Genomic DNA, 13,839 nt, shown 5'->3' on the forward strand with positions numbered 1-13,839 from the left:
GCCGTCGCTCGTAGCCGATGTCATAACTCGATCTTAACCCGATCTGATGACTGTGTGGAAAAGAGAGTGGCCAGGACGCATGAGCCGTCGTCTTCAACGCAGCCCATTAACGTTCCAGGTCACGCTGACGGTGATGGCGCTTGCCATTTTCGCGCTTGCCATGGTCGTCGGCTTTGGCTTTTACGCCACTGTGCAGGCGGATAGCGTCTCCCTCGAGCGGCAGAAAATCCTTTTCGCCAACGGCATGCGGGACCGGATGGCGGCGGTGGATCGCGAGCAGGAAAGCATCGCAGTCTGGGACGATTCCGTCATCAATGCCAAGGCCGGCAACGTGGACTGGATGATCGATAACATCAGCGTCTGGATGTATTCCTACTATGGGCATGATCGGGTCTATGTACTGGATGCCGCCGATCGTCCGGTCCATGCGATGCGTGAAGGAAACGTGCTGGCGCCGGCGCGTTACAGCGAGGATGAGCCGGTTCTGTTGCCCACGGTCGAAAGGGTGCGCCGGTTGATCCGCGAGCCGGCGAAAGAAGACCTGGCCGGCGGTCCGGTCAAATTGGCCGCAGGGGATCTGGTGGAGCTTGACGGAAAACCTGCCATCCTCAGCATCATGCCGCTGGTGCCGAGTTCCGACCGCGTCATCCAGACGCCTGGCAGCGAATACCTTCATATCTCGGTGGACTTCATCACCGACGCGCTGCTGGCCAAGATCGCCGGGCAATATCTGTTGGCGGGCGCCCGCCTGCTGCCGTTGTCGCAGCCGGTCGGCGGGGCTGCCATTCCGCTGGTCGACTCACACGGCGTCATCCTGGCTTATGCCGGCTGGGATCAGGAGCGGCCCGGCAGCGCGCTTGTGCGCGAGGCAGGGCCGGCCCTGATCGGTGGCGCGCTGCTCGCGGCAGGTGTCCTGGCATTCCTGCTGCGCCGCCTCCGCCGTGCATCGTCGGCGCTGCAGACCAGTCAGGCCGAGGCGCAGTATCTCGCCTTCCACGACACGCTCACCGGCCTTCCCAACCGGGCGCTGTTCGAGGACCGGCTCCGGCGCGCTTTGCTCACGGCCAGTCACGAAACAGCCAAAGTGGCGCTTCTTTATCTCGACCTCGACCGTTTCAAGCATGTCAACGACACGCTTGGCCATCCTGCCGGCGACGAGCTTGTCCGCCAGACCGCCGCGAGGCTCCAGCAGGCAATCCGGGAGGTCGACACGGTGGCACGGCTCGGCGGTGATGAGTTCGCCATGATGCTGATTGATGTTGACGACATCCGAGGCGCCGAGGATGTTTCGGAGGGTCTGCTTCAAAAGCTGCAGGAGCCGTTCAAGCTGGCCGACGACCAGGTTTTTGTCAGCGCCAGCATCGGCATAGCATTGTCGACCGGTCCGGATGCCGATGCGGACGACTTGCTGCGCAAGGCCGATATCGCGCTTTATGAAGCCAAGAAGAACGGCCGCGGCCGCTACCAGGTCTTTGCCGGCGACATGGACGACCTGCTGTTGCGCAAGCGCCAGGTTGAGAGCGAGCTTCGCCATGCCCTGAATGGCGGAACCGGGATCAAGCTGGCGTATCAGCCGATCTTTGCGGCGGACGGCAGCACGATCCTCGGTGCCGAGGCGCTGATCCGCTGGGGACATGAGGTCCACGGTGGCTTGCCGCCGGCACAATTCATCGCCATCGCCGAAGAACGTGGCATGATCGGCCAGCTTGGCAAATGGGTGCTGCAAGAGGCTTGCCGCTTCGCTGTCGGCACCGAATTGCCTTGGGTGGCCGTCAACGTGTCGCCGCTGCAACTGCGCGACGCCGGTTTCGCCGAGCAGCTTGCGGCGGTTCTCGCCGAGACCGGATTGGCGCCAGGGCGCCTGCAGCTCGAGATCACCGAGGGCGTGCTGTTGGACAACAACGATACGACCAGGACGGCTCTGGCTGCCTTGCGCCGGTCGGGGATCGCCATAGTGCTCGACGATTTCGGCACCGGCTATTCGTCGCTGAACTATCTGCGCCGCCACGCTATCGACAAGCTCAAGATCGACCGCTCCTTCGTGAACCTCCTCGGCCGCGACGAGAGTTCAGCGGCGATCGTCAGGGCGCTTGTCGATCTTGCCGACGCTCTTAACGTCGGCGTCACCGCGGAAGGCGTGGAGACCGAGGAGCAAAAGGCGCTGCTCGTCGCCATGGGCTGCCGAGAGTTTCAGGGCCATCTGCTGTCGCTGCCGCTGGAGCCGGCGCAATTGCTGCGGCTGGCCGGCCTTTTGCCTGGCAAGGACAGCACGCCGGCAGCAGTTTCCGCCTGATCCTTACCAGCCCGGCACGATCTGGTTCGGCTTGCCCCGCTTCATCTTCGAAAAGGCTGCGAAGTCGAAGCTTCCCGTCTCTTCGCCGAGCGGCACGGAAATATTGTCGAGGCTTTCCGAAATGTGACGGGCCAGCGCGTCGACGATCTCCGGCCGCGACGTCTGGCCGCGCATGATGCCGATGCGGCAATCGGGCAGGGCGCCGAATCCGTCGGCGTCGCCCAGCACCCGCATGCCGGGGCGCAGCGCGCATTCCGGCAGCACCGAGATCGCCAGGCCGGAAAGCACCGCGGCGGTGATGACGGTCGCCGAGAAGCTGGTGAACAGGATGCGGTAGTCGCGGTTCTGCCGGTCGAGCACGTCGACCGCGGCCCGCCGCCAGATGCAGTTCGGCCGGCCGAAGGCCATCGGCAGAACGTCCTGTTCATGCGTCGCATGGTTGGCCGAAGTCACCCACAGCAGCGGTTCGCGCCGCACCACTTCCGACTGGCCGTGCGCGTCACTATGCGTCACCAGTGCCAGATCGAGATTGCCACGCTTGATATGCTCGACCAGCCCCGGCGTCGGCTCGCAGATCACGGTCAGTTCGACACGTGGGTTGGAACGGGCGAAGCGGGCCATGATCTCGGGCAGGAAGCGATCGGCATAGTCGTCCGGCGTGCCGATTCGGATCGTGCCTTCGAGCCGCCGGTCGTCGAAGGCGGCCAGCGTTTCCCGATTGAGGAACAGCAACCGTCTTGCGTAGGAGAGCAGCCTGTCGCCTTCCTCGGTCAGCCTGTTGGTGCGCCCGTCCTTTTCGAACAGCGGCTTGCCGATCCGCTCCTCCAGCCGGCGCATCTGCATGGACACCGCCGACTGGGTCCGATGCACCGCTTCCGCCGCGCGGGTGAAGCTGCCGGTGTCGACGATCGAGACGAAGGTCTGCAATTGATCGAGATCGAGTGGCGCTTTCATCGGTCCCATCCATCACTAGTGTTGATGTTAAAGATTAGAAACATTCGTTGGATTAATCAATCGAACGATGGCAAATTTACGACTGTCCACATGACAGCATGTGAATCGGGACCGGAACGGCCGCTGTTGCCAGCGCCGATCGCGCGTCTTCGTCCGTTCGAATGAAGGAGACTGACATGGCTACGTTTGATTTCGCCACCGAGACTTCGCGCATCACGTCGCGTCCGGCTATTGCGACGCGCGTGGTCAACACCATCTCCAGCGTCTATCGCGCCTGGAAAAACCGCCGCGCCTTCTATCGCCTTGGCGAGATGTCGGACGCCGAACTTGCCGACATCGGCTTGACGCGAGCCGATCTCCACGTCGCCATCGACGTGCCGTTTGGCCGCGATCCAACCGAGAGGCTTCGCATTATCGCAGCCGATCGCACAGACACGATCGAGGATATTGCCCGCAAAGTGACCTGATCGATGGTTGCGTGCCCTTAGGGCGCGCGGTGCTTGGATTTCGCAGGCTCCCACTCCCTGCCGGTTTCCCCGCCGGCCCGCCTGCGCACTGCCCGGTCCTCCCAAGGATCGGGCATTTTTCTTTTTGAAATCAGCCGAAGGCCAGCTTCACGCTACCGCCGGTCCATGCCTCGCTTGAACTGATCGAAGATCGACTCCATGCCCTTCTGGTAGTCGTCACGCTGCTGCGCACCTGCCTCGAACATCTTGCCGAACAAATCGTCGAACGGATTGCGTGGCCTGCCGCTCGGATTGGTCTGCGGCTGCGGCGTTTCGCGCTGCTGCGGCGCCTGACGCGGCTGCGGCTGCTGCGCGCCGCCGCCGAACATGTCCTGCAGCACCTTGCCGAGCGGATTGTCGCCGTAGGGATTGGGCGCCTGCCGCGGCTGACCCTGCGGCTGCTGCGCACCATCGAACATGTCCTGCAGCACCTTGCCGAACGGATTGTCCATCGGGCCGGGCTGCGGCGCCTGGCGCTGTTGCGGCGCCGGTGCGCCGCCACCGGCCTGCCGCATCATCTGCTCGATGATCTCGCCGAGCGGATTGCTGCCGCCGCCGAATCCGCCTGCTGCCTGCATCTGATTTGTGGTCTGCTTGAACAGGCCGCCCATCATCATCGAAGCCACGACCGGCAACATCTGCTGCAAGATCTGCTGGCTGACGCCGCTCGCCTGCGCTGCCTGGCTGGCAACGGCGCGGGACAGGTCTTTCGAGCCGAACAGATGGCCAAGAATGCCGTTGCCTTCATCGACGCCCTGCGGCGAGAAGGCCCGGCCTGCGTCCTCGAAATATTTGGCGTGCTGGCCGCTGGCCATTGCCGTCATGAACGCGCCGAGCCCGTACGGGTCGGAGGTGCTGCGCTTCAGCCCCTGTGAAAAGGCCGGCAGCAGCGCCTCGACCGCCGATTGCGCTTGCTGCTGCGAAAGGCCGAACTGTTGGGCCAGGGCCTGCATGCCGTTACCGTTCTGCGCCTGCGCCAGAATGTCGAACAAGGAAGCCATTGGTTTTCTCCTCGGGAAAATCCTCGTAGAAGAGCCTACCGCATCGGCCCGAAAATCGGAATCGATTTCGGAAAGCGCGTTTCCCGAACTGTCAGCCAAGCCGATAGCAAACGGCTAATACGCATACTCCATGAACACCGGCTCGATCGAGCCGCCCCAGCGCGTATGATAGGCGGAGAGCAGTTCCTCGGCGCTGGTGGTGCCGCGCGCGATGACTTCGTCCAGGGTGCTGAGGAACGACGTTTCGTCGTAGCCGTCGCGGTTCTTGCGGCCGCGGTTCTTCAGCCCCATGCGCGAGATGACGAGCACGTCGCGGGCGATCTCGCGCAGTGTCGTATTGCGGAACGGCGCCGAAATGCCCTGTTCCGGCACGGCGTTGCGCATCGCCAGCACCTCTTCATAGCTCCAGCTTGAGGTCAGCGCCTCGGCCGCGTCGAGCGCCGCCGCGTCGTAGAGCAGCCCGACCCAAAAAGCCGGCAGCGCGCAGATGCGCCGCCATGGTCCGCCATCGGCGCCGCGCATTTCAAGGAAACGCTTCAGTCGCACGTCGGGGAACAGCGTCGACAAATGGTTCGCCCAATCGCCCATCGTCGGCAGCCCGTCAGAAATCTCGTTGCGGGCCGCACCTGCCATGAACTGGCGGAAGGAGACGTGCGTCATGTCGTGGTAGTGGCCGTCGCGGATGACGAAGTACATCGGCACGTCGAGCGCCCATTCGACATAGTCGGCGAAGCCGAAATCGGGCGAGAAGCAGAAGTCGAGCAGTCCCGAGCGCTGATTGTCGGTGTCGCGCCAGATGTCGCCGCGCCAGCTCTGAAATCCGTTGGGCCGGCCCTCAGTGAACGGCGAGTTGGCGAATAGCGCCGTCGACAGCGGCTGCAGCTTCAGCGACACCTGCATCTTGCGGCGCATGTCGGCCTCGCTCTCGAAGTCGAGATTCACCTGGATGGTGCAGGTGCGGTACATCATGTCGAGGCCCTTGGTGCCGACCTTGGGCATGTAGCGGGTCATGATCTCGTAGCGCGACTTTGGCATTTTTGGCGTCTCGGCCAGCGACCATTTCGGGCTGCCGCCGAGCCCGAGGAAGCGGATGCCCATCGGCTCGGCGATCTCGCGCACCTGCGCCAGATGCGCATTGCCCTCGCGGCAGGTCTGGTGGATCGTTTCCAGCGGCGCGCCGGACAGTTCGAATTGGCCGCCGGGCTCCAGCGAAATCGCGCCCCGGCCGGTCGGCTCGACCAGGCCGATGATGCGGCCGGCATCCATGATCGGATCCCAGCCGAGTTTTTCCTGCATGCCCTCAAGAATGGCGCGGATGCCGTGCTCGCCGCCATAGGGCACCGGCGCATTGCCGTCGACATAGAATGGAAATTTCTCGTGTTCGGTGCCGATGCGCCATTTGTCGCGCGGCTTGTTGCCTTCAGCCAGGTGCTCGACAAGCTCGTCGACGCCTTCGATCGGCCGGAAATCGGTTGTGTCGCGCGCCATTACAAGTCCTCTAGCACATGACCCCGAAAATCGGCTTCGATTTTCGGAAAGGATCATGTGCCCAATCAAGTGCTACAGCGTCCTTTGCGCGTCCGAAAGGACGCGCGGCGCTGTAGGTGGTCGGACGACCGCCGGCGCTAGATGGACGAAATGTCAGTAGGCGATCAAGCGAAAAATCCTGAGCCACAGGGTAACTGGAATTGATTGGCTGCTTCTTCCTTCTCCCACAAGGGGAGAAGGGAAGTGCCTCACCAGTCTCCGATTGTCGCCTGTATCACCGCCAGCGCCGCCACAGCAGCCGTATCGGCGCGCAGGATGCGCGGACCGAGAGGAATCGCGGTTACGAAAGGCAGCTCCCGCAGCATCCTTCGTTCCTCGTCGGAAAATCCGCCCTCGGGGCCGACCAGCAGCCCGAGCTTCTTCTCCCGCACCGCCTGCAGCGCCGGCAGCGGATTGTTGGTGGAAGCATCCTCGTCGCAGAAGATCAACCGCCGCTCCTTGTCCCAGCCGGCCAGCAGGCGCTCGATTTTTTCCGCTTCGCGCACTTCCGGCACCGCAAGGATGCCGCATTGTTCGGCGGCCTCGACGACATTGGCGCGCAGCCGTTCGATGCCGGGCTTTGCCACCTGCGTGTGCTGGGTAATGACCGGCTGCAGGACGCCGGCGCCCATCTCGACCGCCTTCTGCACCAGATAGTCGAGCCGACCCTGCTTAAGCGGCGCAAAGCAGTAGACGAGATCGGGCAGCGGAGGCTGCGGCCGCTGCAATGCCAGCACCTTCAGCCGCACCGTCTTTTTGGACCTGGCGGCGATAGAAGCCGACCATTCGCCGTCGCGGCCGTTGAACAACAGGATTTCGGCGCCCTCGCCGAGCCGCAGCACATGCATCAGGTAATGGCCCTGCTGCGGGCTCGCCTCGAACTCGATATCCGGTCCGAGGTCGTCCGGCACGAACAGCCGCTGCATCTTGTAATTGGCGCGCATCGCCGAGGAATGGGCGAGCCGGCTCTTGGCGTCAAGTCTCGGCCGACGGATGCCACACTGGCAAATAGCCTTGCCTCAGCACGGCAACGGTGGTCGCCGGCGTGAGCAGGCGGATTGGACGGTCGGCAAAACCGCCGAACCCCACGGGATCGCCGTCCACCGGATCGCCCCCCACACGATCACCATAGCCTGCGAACGACCAGCGCAGCGCCTTGCCGCCGCGCATCGCATAGGCATTGCCGTCGTCCGCAACCATGGCGCCGTCCGGCAACCCGGCAAGCTCTTCTACGGATACGACCGGTGCCTGCCCACCCGACGCCGGCCGCTCCCTATGCAGCCGCTTGTCGACCTGCGGTGCGCGCGGCGCGGCAATGCCGAAGGCCATGCCGAAGCGCCGGACGAAGTCCCTGGCCCGCTCGCGCCGGCAGAAGAAGCAGGGCCGATGCCCGGCCGAGAGTGCGGTCACCTCGTCCAGGAAAAACAATTCGGTCCAGCCGGCCTTGCCCACCGATTGGTCGTCGCTTTGCCTGTTGCGGCCCATCGGTTCGCGCCGCACATCGCGGAATCCGCATACGCAGATGATCCAGGCCTGCAGCGCCCAGCGCTTTTTCAGCAGCGTCTTCGTTTCGGGGTCATGGATGATGCCGCGATTGCCCATGAACAGGCCGCGCTCCGGCACGGCGTGGATGACGCCGAACGGGTCGACCCGATTCTGCAGTGGCATAGCTTTCTCCCCGAATACGTATCTTGGCCGGAATGACGGCGGCATGATATCGCTCGTCGCATCGTTTTCATGTCAGCAGGTTTTTCGATGCGGGTGCTGGTGGTCCAGAATTTCGACAGCGAGGGCCTTGGCCAGATCGGCGCAGCGCTTGTCGAGGCAGGCGCCGATATCGATCTGCGCCGGCCCTATGGTGGCGAGATGCTGCCGCAGGACAGCGCTGCGCACGACGCCATGGTCGTGCTCGGCGGCGCCCAGAATGCGCTGGACGACGAGATCTGCCCGTATTTTCCTGAATTGCTCGACCTGACGCGCGATTTCGCCGGCAAGGATCGCGCCGTGCTCGGTATCTGCCTTGGCAGCCAACTGGTGGCGCGCGCCTTCGGCGGCGAGAACCGGATCGGCGGCGCCTCGGAATTCGGCTGGCACAAGGTCTCGCTCACGCCGGCGGCGACGGCCGATCCGGTGCTCGCAGCGCTGCCCGAAAATTTCCTGATCTTCGAATGGCACGACGACACCTTTGTCTTGCCCGAAAATGCCGTGCGGCTCGCCGGCAACGAAGTCGCCGAGAACCAGGCGTTTCGCATCGGCCGTGCCGTCTATGGCTTTCAGTTCCATTTCGAGGCGGACGGGCCGATGGTCCGCGACTGGAGCGCATCCTTCGCATCGCTCATTGCCGAGCGGCACCCGGACTGGAGCGATCGGCTCGATGACGAAATGGCCCGCCACGGAGCGGCTGCCGACGCCGCCGGGCTGGCCATCGCCCGCGCCTGGGTGGCGACGATCTGATCAGTCAGTACCGACGTTGCATATTTGGCACGCCGGCAAAAATCCGCTGTGGACAGCATGTTTCGTGCTTGGCTTGTGACCGCCCGCCACCCTAGAAGGCACGCGCTCTGCATCATCCGTGCAACGCGATGAACCTTTTGGGTCACCCGCGCGACACATCGCCGATACAGAACATGCCTAAAAGCAGCGAAATCGTCGAAACTTTGAGACGCTTTTCCGTTTCAACCCATTCGTAACCCACCCCGTGCACAGATGCAGAAAGCCTAACCAAGAGATGACGTCCGTGAAAGCAGCGCTTCTGTCCTTTGTCATGTTGTCGGCCATCTTCTTGTGCGGCCTCGGCACCTATGCCGGCGACGCAGCCAACAACCACAACGCCGTCGACGGCTACGGCGTCACCGCCGCGCTTCGCTAAGCGCTTTAACCCCTCTCGCCTGACACCACCAGGATACGCTTGTCGGCTCCGTCGACGACGAGCGCGCTGAGGTTTCCCGTCTGGTAGGCGAGCGTGTCGATATTGACGCGGTTGACCATCACCTCGGCCTCCGGCACCGGCGTGTGGCCATGCACCACGATTTTTGGATGCAGGCCGGAATGAGTGTGGAAGACATCGCGAATCCAGATCAGGTCCTGCGCACTCTGACTTTCCAGCGCAATGCCCGGCCGGATGCCGGCATGGCAGAAGAAGAAGTCGCCGAAGGTCAGTGAGAACGGCAGCGACTGCAGGAACTCGACATGGCTTTTCGGCACGGCCTCGACAAGTGCTGCATGGCCTTGCCGCAGTGCCGCCTCGGACCTGCCGAACCACGCGCCGCCACCTTCATTGAGCGCTACGCCATAGGATTGCGCGGTCTGGATGCCGCCGTAGCGCATGAAAAGCCCGTCCGCATCGGGAGTGTCGAGGAAGTCGAGGAAGCCGATGTCGTGGTTGCCGGCGAGCATCAGGTGGCGCGGGTCGCGTTTTCGCACTTCGATCAGGAAATCGATGACGCCCTTGGAGTCCGGGCCGCGGTCGACATAGTCGCCGAGATGGACGACACGCCAGTCGACCGGCCGCGCCTGGCTGATCTCGGCCGCAATCCGGCGGTACATGGCGGCGAGCAGGTCGAGCCGGCCATGCACGTCGCCGACCGCATAGATGCGCATGCCTTCCGGTCCGCGCGCGTCGAGAAAGTGGATGCCGAGGGCAGTCAATGCTTCCATCTCCGTGATCATGCCGCCACGGGAGTCTAACGCCGAAGCTGATCCTTGCCCATGTCAGTCACCAGACGCTTTCCGCACAGTGCCAGCGTTATGTCCATCTCCTTGCGGATGATTTCCAAGGCTTTGGTGACTCCATCCTTGCCGAGCGCGCCGAGGCCGTAGAGGAAAGGCCGGCCGATATAGGTGCCCTTGGCGCCGAGACACAGCGCCTTCAACACGTCCTGGCCAGAGCGGATGCCGCCATCCATATGCACTTCGATCGTGTCGCCGACCGCGTCGGCGATTTCTTCCAGCACCGAAATCGACGACGGCGCGCCGTCGAGCTGGCGTCCGCCATGATTGGAGACGATGATCGCGTCCGCGCCGGTCTTGGCCGCCATCAGCGCGTCCTCCTTGTCGAGGATGCCCTTCAGGATCAGCTTGCCGCCCCAGCGCTCTTTGATCCAGGCGACGTCCTTCCACGACAGATGCGGATCGAATTGCTCCGTCGTCCACGACGACAGCGAGGTGAGGTCGCCGACGCCCTTGGCGTGGCCGACGATGTTGCGAAAAGTCCGGCGCTTGGTGCCGGCCATGCCAAGGCACCAGCCCGGCCTGGTCGCCACCTGCCAGACATGCTTCGGCGTGAAGCGCGGCGGCGCCGACAGCCCGTTGCGGATGTCCTTGTGGCGCTGGCCGAGGATCTGCAGGTCGAGCGTCAGCACCAGCGCCGAGCACTTCGCCGCCTTCGCCCTGTCGATGAGACTGAGGACGAAATCCTTGTCGCGCAGCACATAGAGCTGGAACCAGAACGGCTTCCTGGTCACCGATGCGACATCCTCGATCGAGCAGATGCTCATCGTCGACAGCGTGAACGGCACGCCGAATTCCTCCGCCGCCTGCGCCGCCAGCATCTCGCCGTCGGGGTGCTGCATGCCGGTCATGCCGGTCGGCGCCAGCGCCACCGGCATCGCCACCTTATCGCCGATCATGGTCGATTCCAGCGAGCGGTTGCTCATGTCGACCAGCACGCGCTGGCGGAACTTGATCTTTTGGAAATCCTCCTCATTGGCCCGGTAGGTGCTTTCGGTCCATCCACCGGAATCGGCATAGTCGAAGAACATCTTCGGCACGCGGCGGCGCGCCAGGTCCTTGAGATCGGCGATGGTGAGGATCATGCTCATGGGCTTCCCGCTGATGGTTCGCTAATTCGTCGCAATTCTTGGCCGGCGCTCACGAGCGTTTCCGTGCCGGCTCGCTGTCGCCGGCTTCGGAGCGCTGCATCAGCCTCAGCCGCGACACGCGTTGCCAGTCGCCGCTGCGCTCGGCCTCGGCCATGGTGCGTTCGACATGGGTGATGTGGTCCATCGCCGCCTGCCGTGCGGCCGCCGGATCGCCGGCCTTGACCGCTGCGTAGATCGCCCGGTGCTGCGAAAGCAGCGCCTCGCGCGCGCCCGGCACGTTGAACACCAGGAGCCGGTTCTGGAACACGCCCTCCGACAGCAGCCGGTAGCACGAGCGCAGCGTGTGCAACAGGATGATGTTGTGCGCGCATTCGCAGATCGCGTGGTGGAACTCGACGTCGATTTCCGCCTCGTCGTCGAAATTGCCGGTCCGGTGCGCCTCGTCCATGCGCGCCATGATGCGGTCGAGCAGCGCCAGGTCGTCTGATGTGGCGCGCCGCGCCGCGTACTCGGCCGCCACCGCCTCGATCTCGCGGCGGTATTCCAGATAGTCGGTCGCCGCCTTGCGATGCATGGAGATCAGGTCCGTCACCGGCTTGGTGAACAGCTGGCCGATGACATCGGCGACATGGGTGCCGCCGCCGGGCCGGGTCGTCAAAAGCCCGCGCCCCTCCAGCGCCTTCAGCGCATCGCGCAGGATCGGCCGCGACACCTCGAACCGGCGCGCCAGCTCGCGCTCGCCCGGCAGCCTGTCGCCGGTGCGCAGAACGCCTTCGAGGATCAGACTCTCGATCTGCTGCACCACCTCGTCGGCGGTGCGGGAATGCTCGATCCTGGAGAAAATGTCGCTCAACGGGGATGGCCTGGGGGATTGAACCGGTGTCGCGCAGGATAAAGCCTGTGTCGGCAACTGGTCAAATTATTTATCCAGTTCGCCCACTTGGCCGGGTCCGACGTCGTCCCGGCATATCGCTTTCGGCTAATTTGTCGTTTGCGTGCCCCGGCAATAGGCTCTAGAGGGACGCGAGTGCACCAGGCCCGGGGGGCCAGCCGTGGCAGATGACCCGTCGAATCCAAAATTCCAGCCGCGCGTCGAGGGCAGCGTCATGGGCTTTCCCGCGCATGAGGGACGGCCTGGCGCGCTCGGCGAGGTTCACGCCCGTCCGCATCCGCTGGTCGAGAAGCCGCGCGTGCTGGTGCAGCTTTCGTTCATGACCGAAGCCGGCTCCGGCGTCGACCAGGCAGTGCTTTCCGAACTGTCGCGGCGCCTCGGCATCGCCGCGCCTGACCCTCATGCCCGCCACCACGCGATGAAGTGGGGCAAGGGCTCGCTGCGCTGGGAGCGGCATACGGAATTCTCCACCTATCTATGGGAAGGACCGCTCTCGGAGAGCGGCCAGCGCCAGGAAGGTTCGCCTTTCGGCAACGGCTTTTCGCCGCCGGGAACGGTGATTTCCGGCATCAGGCTCGAAATCCGCAAATGGACGCAGGCGAGCGAAAGGCTGATCGCCGGCTTCGACCCGACCAGCCTGTGCTATTCGCTGGTCGAGCGCGGCAACGCCGCCATCGTCACCGATTTCCGCCAGGACGGTGACGGCATGACCCGCATGCTGGTGCTCGACCGCGGCCTGACGCCGGCACGCACCGGCGCGCTGGCGCAGCGGCTGATCGATATCGAAACCTACCGCACGCTGGCCATGCTTGGCCTGCCGCTGGCGTTGATGCTGTCCGGTCGCGCGCGCCGCATCGAAGACCGGCTGGCGCAGACCACATTGGAAATGAAGGTCGCCGAAACCCGCGACAACCAGACGCTGCTTGCCGACCTGACCGAGCTTGCCGCCGAACTGGAGGCCGATGCAGCCTCCAGCCTCTATCGCTTCGGCGCCAGCCGCGCCTATGACGGCATCGTCCGCGAACGGCTGGAGGCGCTGGAGGAAGAGGCGGTGCCCGGCTACGACACCTGGGGCGGCTTCCTGCAGCGCCGCGTCGCCCCCGCCATGCGCACCTGCCGTTCGGTCGAGGAGCGTCAGGCCAATCTGTCGACCAAGCTCACCCGCGCCACCACGCTGCTGCGCACCTGGGTCGACGTCGAGGTCGAGAAGCAGAACCGCGATCTGCTGGCGTCGATGAACAACCGCGCCCGCCTGCAGTTGCGGCTGCAGCAGACGGTGGAGGGTCTCTCGGTCGCCGCCGTCTCCTACTACGTCGTCGGGCTCATCGGCTACCTCGCCAAGGGCGCCTCGGTCTTCGGCCATGCCGTCGCGCCCGAGGTCGTCACCGCCGCCTCGGTGCCGCTCGCCATCCTGCTGGTCTGGTGGGGCGTGCGCCGAGTGCGCCGCCTCCACTCCGAACCCGCCAAGCCGGCAGGCGAGCAGTCAGGCAATCTCCCACCTTGAGGGGGAAATGTCGCCGAAGCGGCCAGAGGGGGGTCGTATCGCATAGAGCGCCAACCTCGTTTCGCGGCGGGACACGACGTTGGCGATTTGCGTTAGACGACCCCCTCGGGGGGCGCGGGCGGGCCCCCCCCCCCCAGGGGGGGGGGGCTGACACACCACACCCCCCCCCCCCCCCCCCCCACCCCCCCCGGGGGCCCCCCAAACCCCAATCCCAACCCCGGCCCTATCATATCCCCGCGCGCCCCGCCCCCCCCCCGCCCCCCCCCCCCCAAACCCCCCCCCCCCCCCCCCCCCCCCCCGCCCGGGCGCCCCCCCCCCCCCCCCCGGGACCGGGATCGGGAA

At 64.7% G+C, this 13,839-nt stretch carries 14 protein-coding genes; 5 read left to right on the forward strand and 9 right to left on the reverse strand.

The features are described 5' to 3' along the window. Positions 1-79: 79 nt before the first annotated feature. Positions 80-2,293: a putative bifunctional diguanylate cyclase/phosphodiesterase gene (locus AC0L2K_RS30650; RefSeq protein WP_473533168.1), complete on the forward strand. Its 2,214-nt coding sequence runs from the start codon at positions 80-82 to the stop codon at positions 2,291-2,293. 3 nt (positions 2,294-2,296) lie between these two features. Here AC0L2K_RS30650 and AC0L2K_RS30655 read toward each other — a convergent pair whose 3' ends face one another. After that, positions 2,297-3,247: a LysR substrate-binding domain-containing protein gene (locus AC0L2K_RS30655; RefSeq protein ID WP_023800337.1), complete on the reverse strand. Its 951-nt coding sequence runs from the start codon at positions 3,245-3,247 to the stop codon at positions 2,297-2,299. A gap of 176 nt (positions 3,248-3,423) precedes the next feature. On the opposite strand from AC0L2K_RS30655, the gene AC0L2K_RS30660 reads away from it, so the two are divergent. Beyond that, positions 3,424-3,714: a DUF1127 domain-containing protein gene (locus tag AC0L2K_RS30660; protein ID WP_023800338.1), complete on the forward strand. Its 291-nt coding sequence runs from the start codon at positions 3,424-3,426 to the stop codon at positions 3,712-3,714. Between the two features lie 152 nt (positions 3,715-3,866). On the opposite strand, the gene AC0L2K_RS30665 is transcribed toward AC0L2K_RS30660, so the two are convergent. The 4 genes from AC0L2K_RS30665 to AC0L2K_RS30680 form a co-directional block, all read right to left on the reverse strand. Further along, positions 3,867-4,754, reverse strand: a complete 888-nt coding sequence (locus AC0L2K_RS30665; RefSeq protein WP_473533169.1) for a DUF937 domain-containing protein — start codon at positions 4,752-4,754, stop codon at positions 3,867-3,869. Positions 4,755-4,868: 114 nt separating this feature from the next. Beyond that, positions 4,869-6,242 (reverse strand): glutamate--cysteine ligase, encoded by a 1,374-nt coding sequence (locus tag AC0L2K_RS30670; protein ID WP_023800340.1) that lies wholly within the window; start codon positions 6,240-6,242, stop codon positions 4,869-4,871. 248 nt (positions 6,243-6,490) lie between these two features. Then, a complete protein-coding gene (locus AC0L2K_RS30675; protein ID WP_023800341.1) occupies positions 6,491-7,225 on the reverse strand; it encodes a 16S rRNA (uracil(1498)-N(3))-methyltransferase in 735 nt (244 codons plus the stop codon). A gap of 31 nt (positions 7,226-7,256) precedes the next feature. Further along, positions 7,257-7,949, reverse strand: a complete 693-nt coding sequence (locus AC0L2K_RS30680; RefSeq protein ID WP_287173162.1) for a hypothetical protein — start codon at positions 7,947-7,949, stop codon at positions 7,257-7,259. Positions 7,950-8,036: 87 nt separating this feature from the next. On the opposite strand from AC0L2K_RS30680, the gene AC0L2K_RS30685 reads away from it, so the two are divergent. Beyond that, the gene (locus tag AC0L2K_RS30685; protein ID WP_473533173.1) at positions 8,037-8,735 is read left to right on the forward strand and encodes a type 1 glutamine amidotransferase; all 699 of its coding nucleotides are present in this window, start codon (positions 8,037-8,039) and stop codon (positions 8,733-8,735) included. A 283-nt stretch (positions 8,736-9,018) separates the two neighbouring features. Further along, positions 9,019-9,150, forward strand: coding sequence for a hypothetical protein (locus AC0L2K_RS30690; protein ID WP_473511478.1), 132 nt, complete (start codon positions 9,019-9,021; stop codon positions 9,148-9,150). 5 nt (positions 9,151-9,155) lie between these two features. On the opposite strand, the gene AC0L2K_RS30695 is transcribed toward AC0L2K_RS30690, so the two are convergent. The 3 genes from AC0L2K_RS30695 to AC0L2K_RS30705 are packed head-to-tail and all read right to left on the reverse strand — an operon-like array spanning position 9,156 to position 11,954. Then, positions 9,156-9,938 carry a metallophosphoesterase gene (locus AC0L2K_RS30695; protein ID WP_051407863.1) on the reverse strand — a complete coding sequence of 261 codons (783 nt, stop codon included), beginning with the start codon at positions 9,936-9,938 and terminating at the stop codon, positions 9,156-9,158. 26 nt (positions 9,939-9,964) lie between these two features. Continuing rightward, a complete protein-coding gene (locus AC0L2K_RS30700; RefSeq protein WP_023800346.1) occupies positions 9,965-11,101 on the reverse strand; it encodes an alpha-hydroxy acid oxidase in 1,137 nt (378 codons plus the stop codon). 49 nt (positions 11,102-11,150) lie between these two features. Continuing rightward, the gene (locus AC0L2K_RS30705) at positions 11,151-11,954 is read right to left on the reverse strand and encodes a FadR/GntR family transcriptional regulator (protein WP_127318954.1); all 804 of its coding nucleotides are present in this window, start codon (positions 11,952-11,954) and stop codon (positions 11,151-11,153) included. Between the two features lie 199 nt (positions 11,955-12,153). Here AC0L2K_RS30705 and AC0L2K_RS30710 point away from each other — a divergent pair, with 199 nt between their 5' ends. After that, positions 12,154-13,497 carry a DUF3422 family protein gene (locus AC0L2K_RS30710; protein WP_287173163.1) on the forward strand — a complete coding sequence of 448 codons (1,344 nt, stop codon included), beginning with the start codon at positions 12,154-12,156 and terminating at the stop codon, positions 13,495-13,497. 92 nt (positions 13,498-13,589) lie between these two features. Here the strand turns inward: AC0L2K_RS30710 and AC0L2K_RS30715 are convergent. After that, positions 13,590-13,839 (reverse strand): hypothetical protein (locus AC0L2K_RS30715; RefSeq protein WP_473533170.1); only part of this gene is annotated, 250 nt, incomplete at its 5' end.

The organism is Mesorhizobium sp. WSM4817, assembly GCF_055811135.1.

Coding starts and splice junctions, on each gene's coding strand:
- AC0L2K_RS30650 (WP_473533168.1), top strand. CDS start 80: ATGAGCCGTCGTCTTCAACGCAGCCCATTAACGTTCCAGGTCACGCTG.
- AC0L2K_RS30655 (WP_023800337.1), bottom strand. CDS start 3,247: ATGAAAGCGCCACTCGATCTCGATCAATTGCAGACCTTCGTCTCGATC.
- AC0L2K_RS30660 (WP_023800338.1), top strand. CDS start 3,424: ATGGCTACGTTTGATTTCGCCACCGAGACTTCGCGCATCACGTCGCGT.
- AC0L2K_RS30665 (WP_473533169.1), bottom strand. CDS start 4,754: ATGGCTTCCTTGTTCGACATTCTGGCGCAGGCGCAGAACGGTAACGGC.
- AC0L2K_RS30670 (WP_023800340.1), bottom strand. CDS start 6,242: ATGGCGCGCGACACAACCGATTTCCGGCCGATCGAAGGCGTCGACGAG.
- AC0L2K_RS30675 (WP_023800341.1), bottom strand. CDS start 7,225: ATGCGCGCCAATTACAAGATGCAGCGGCTGTTCGTGCCGGACGACCTC.
- AC0L2K_RS30680 (WP_287173162.1), bottom strand. CDS start 7,949: ATGCCACTGCAGAATCGGGTCGACCCGTTCGGCGTCATCCACGCCGTG.
- AC0L2K_RS30685 (WP_473533173.1), top strand. CDS start 8,037: ATGCGGGTGCTGGTGGTCCAGAATTTCGACAGCGAGGGCCTTGGCCAG.
- AC0L2K_RS30695 (WP_051407863.1), bottom strand. CDS start 9,938: ATGGAAGCATTGACTGCCCTCGGCATCCACTTTCTCGACGCGCGCGGA.
- AC0L2K_RS30700 (WP_023800346.1), bottom strand. CDS start 11,101: ATGAGCATGATCCTCACCATCGCCGATCTCAAGGACCTGGCGCGCCGC.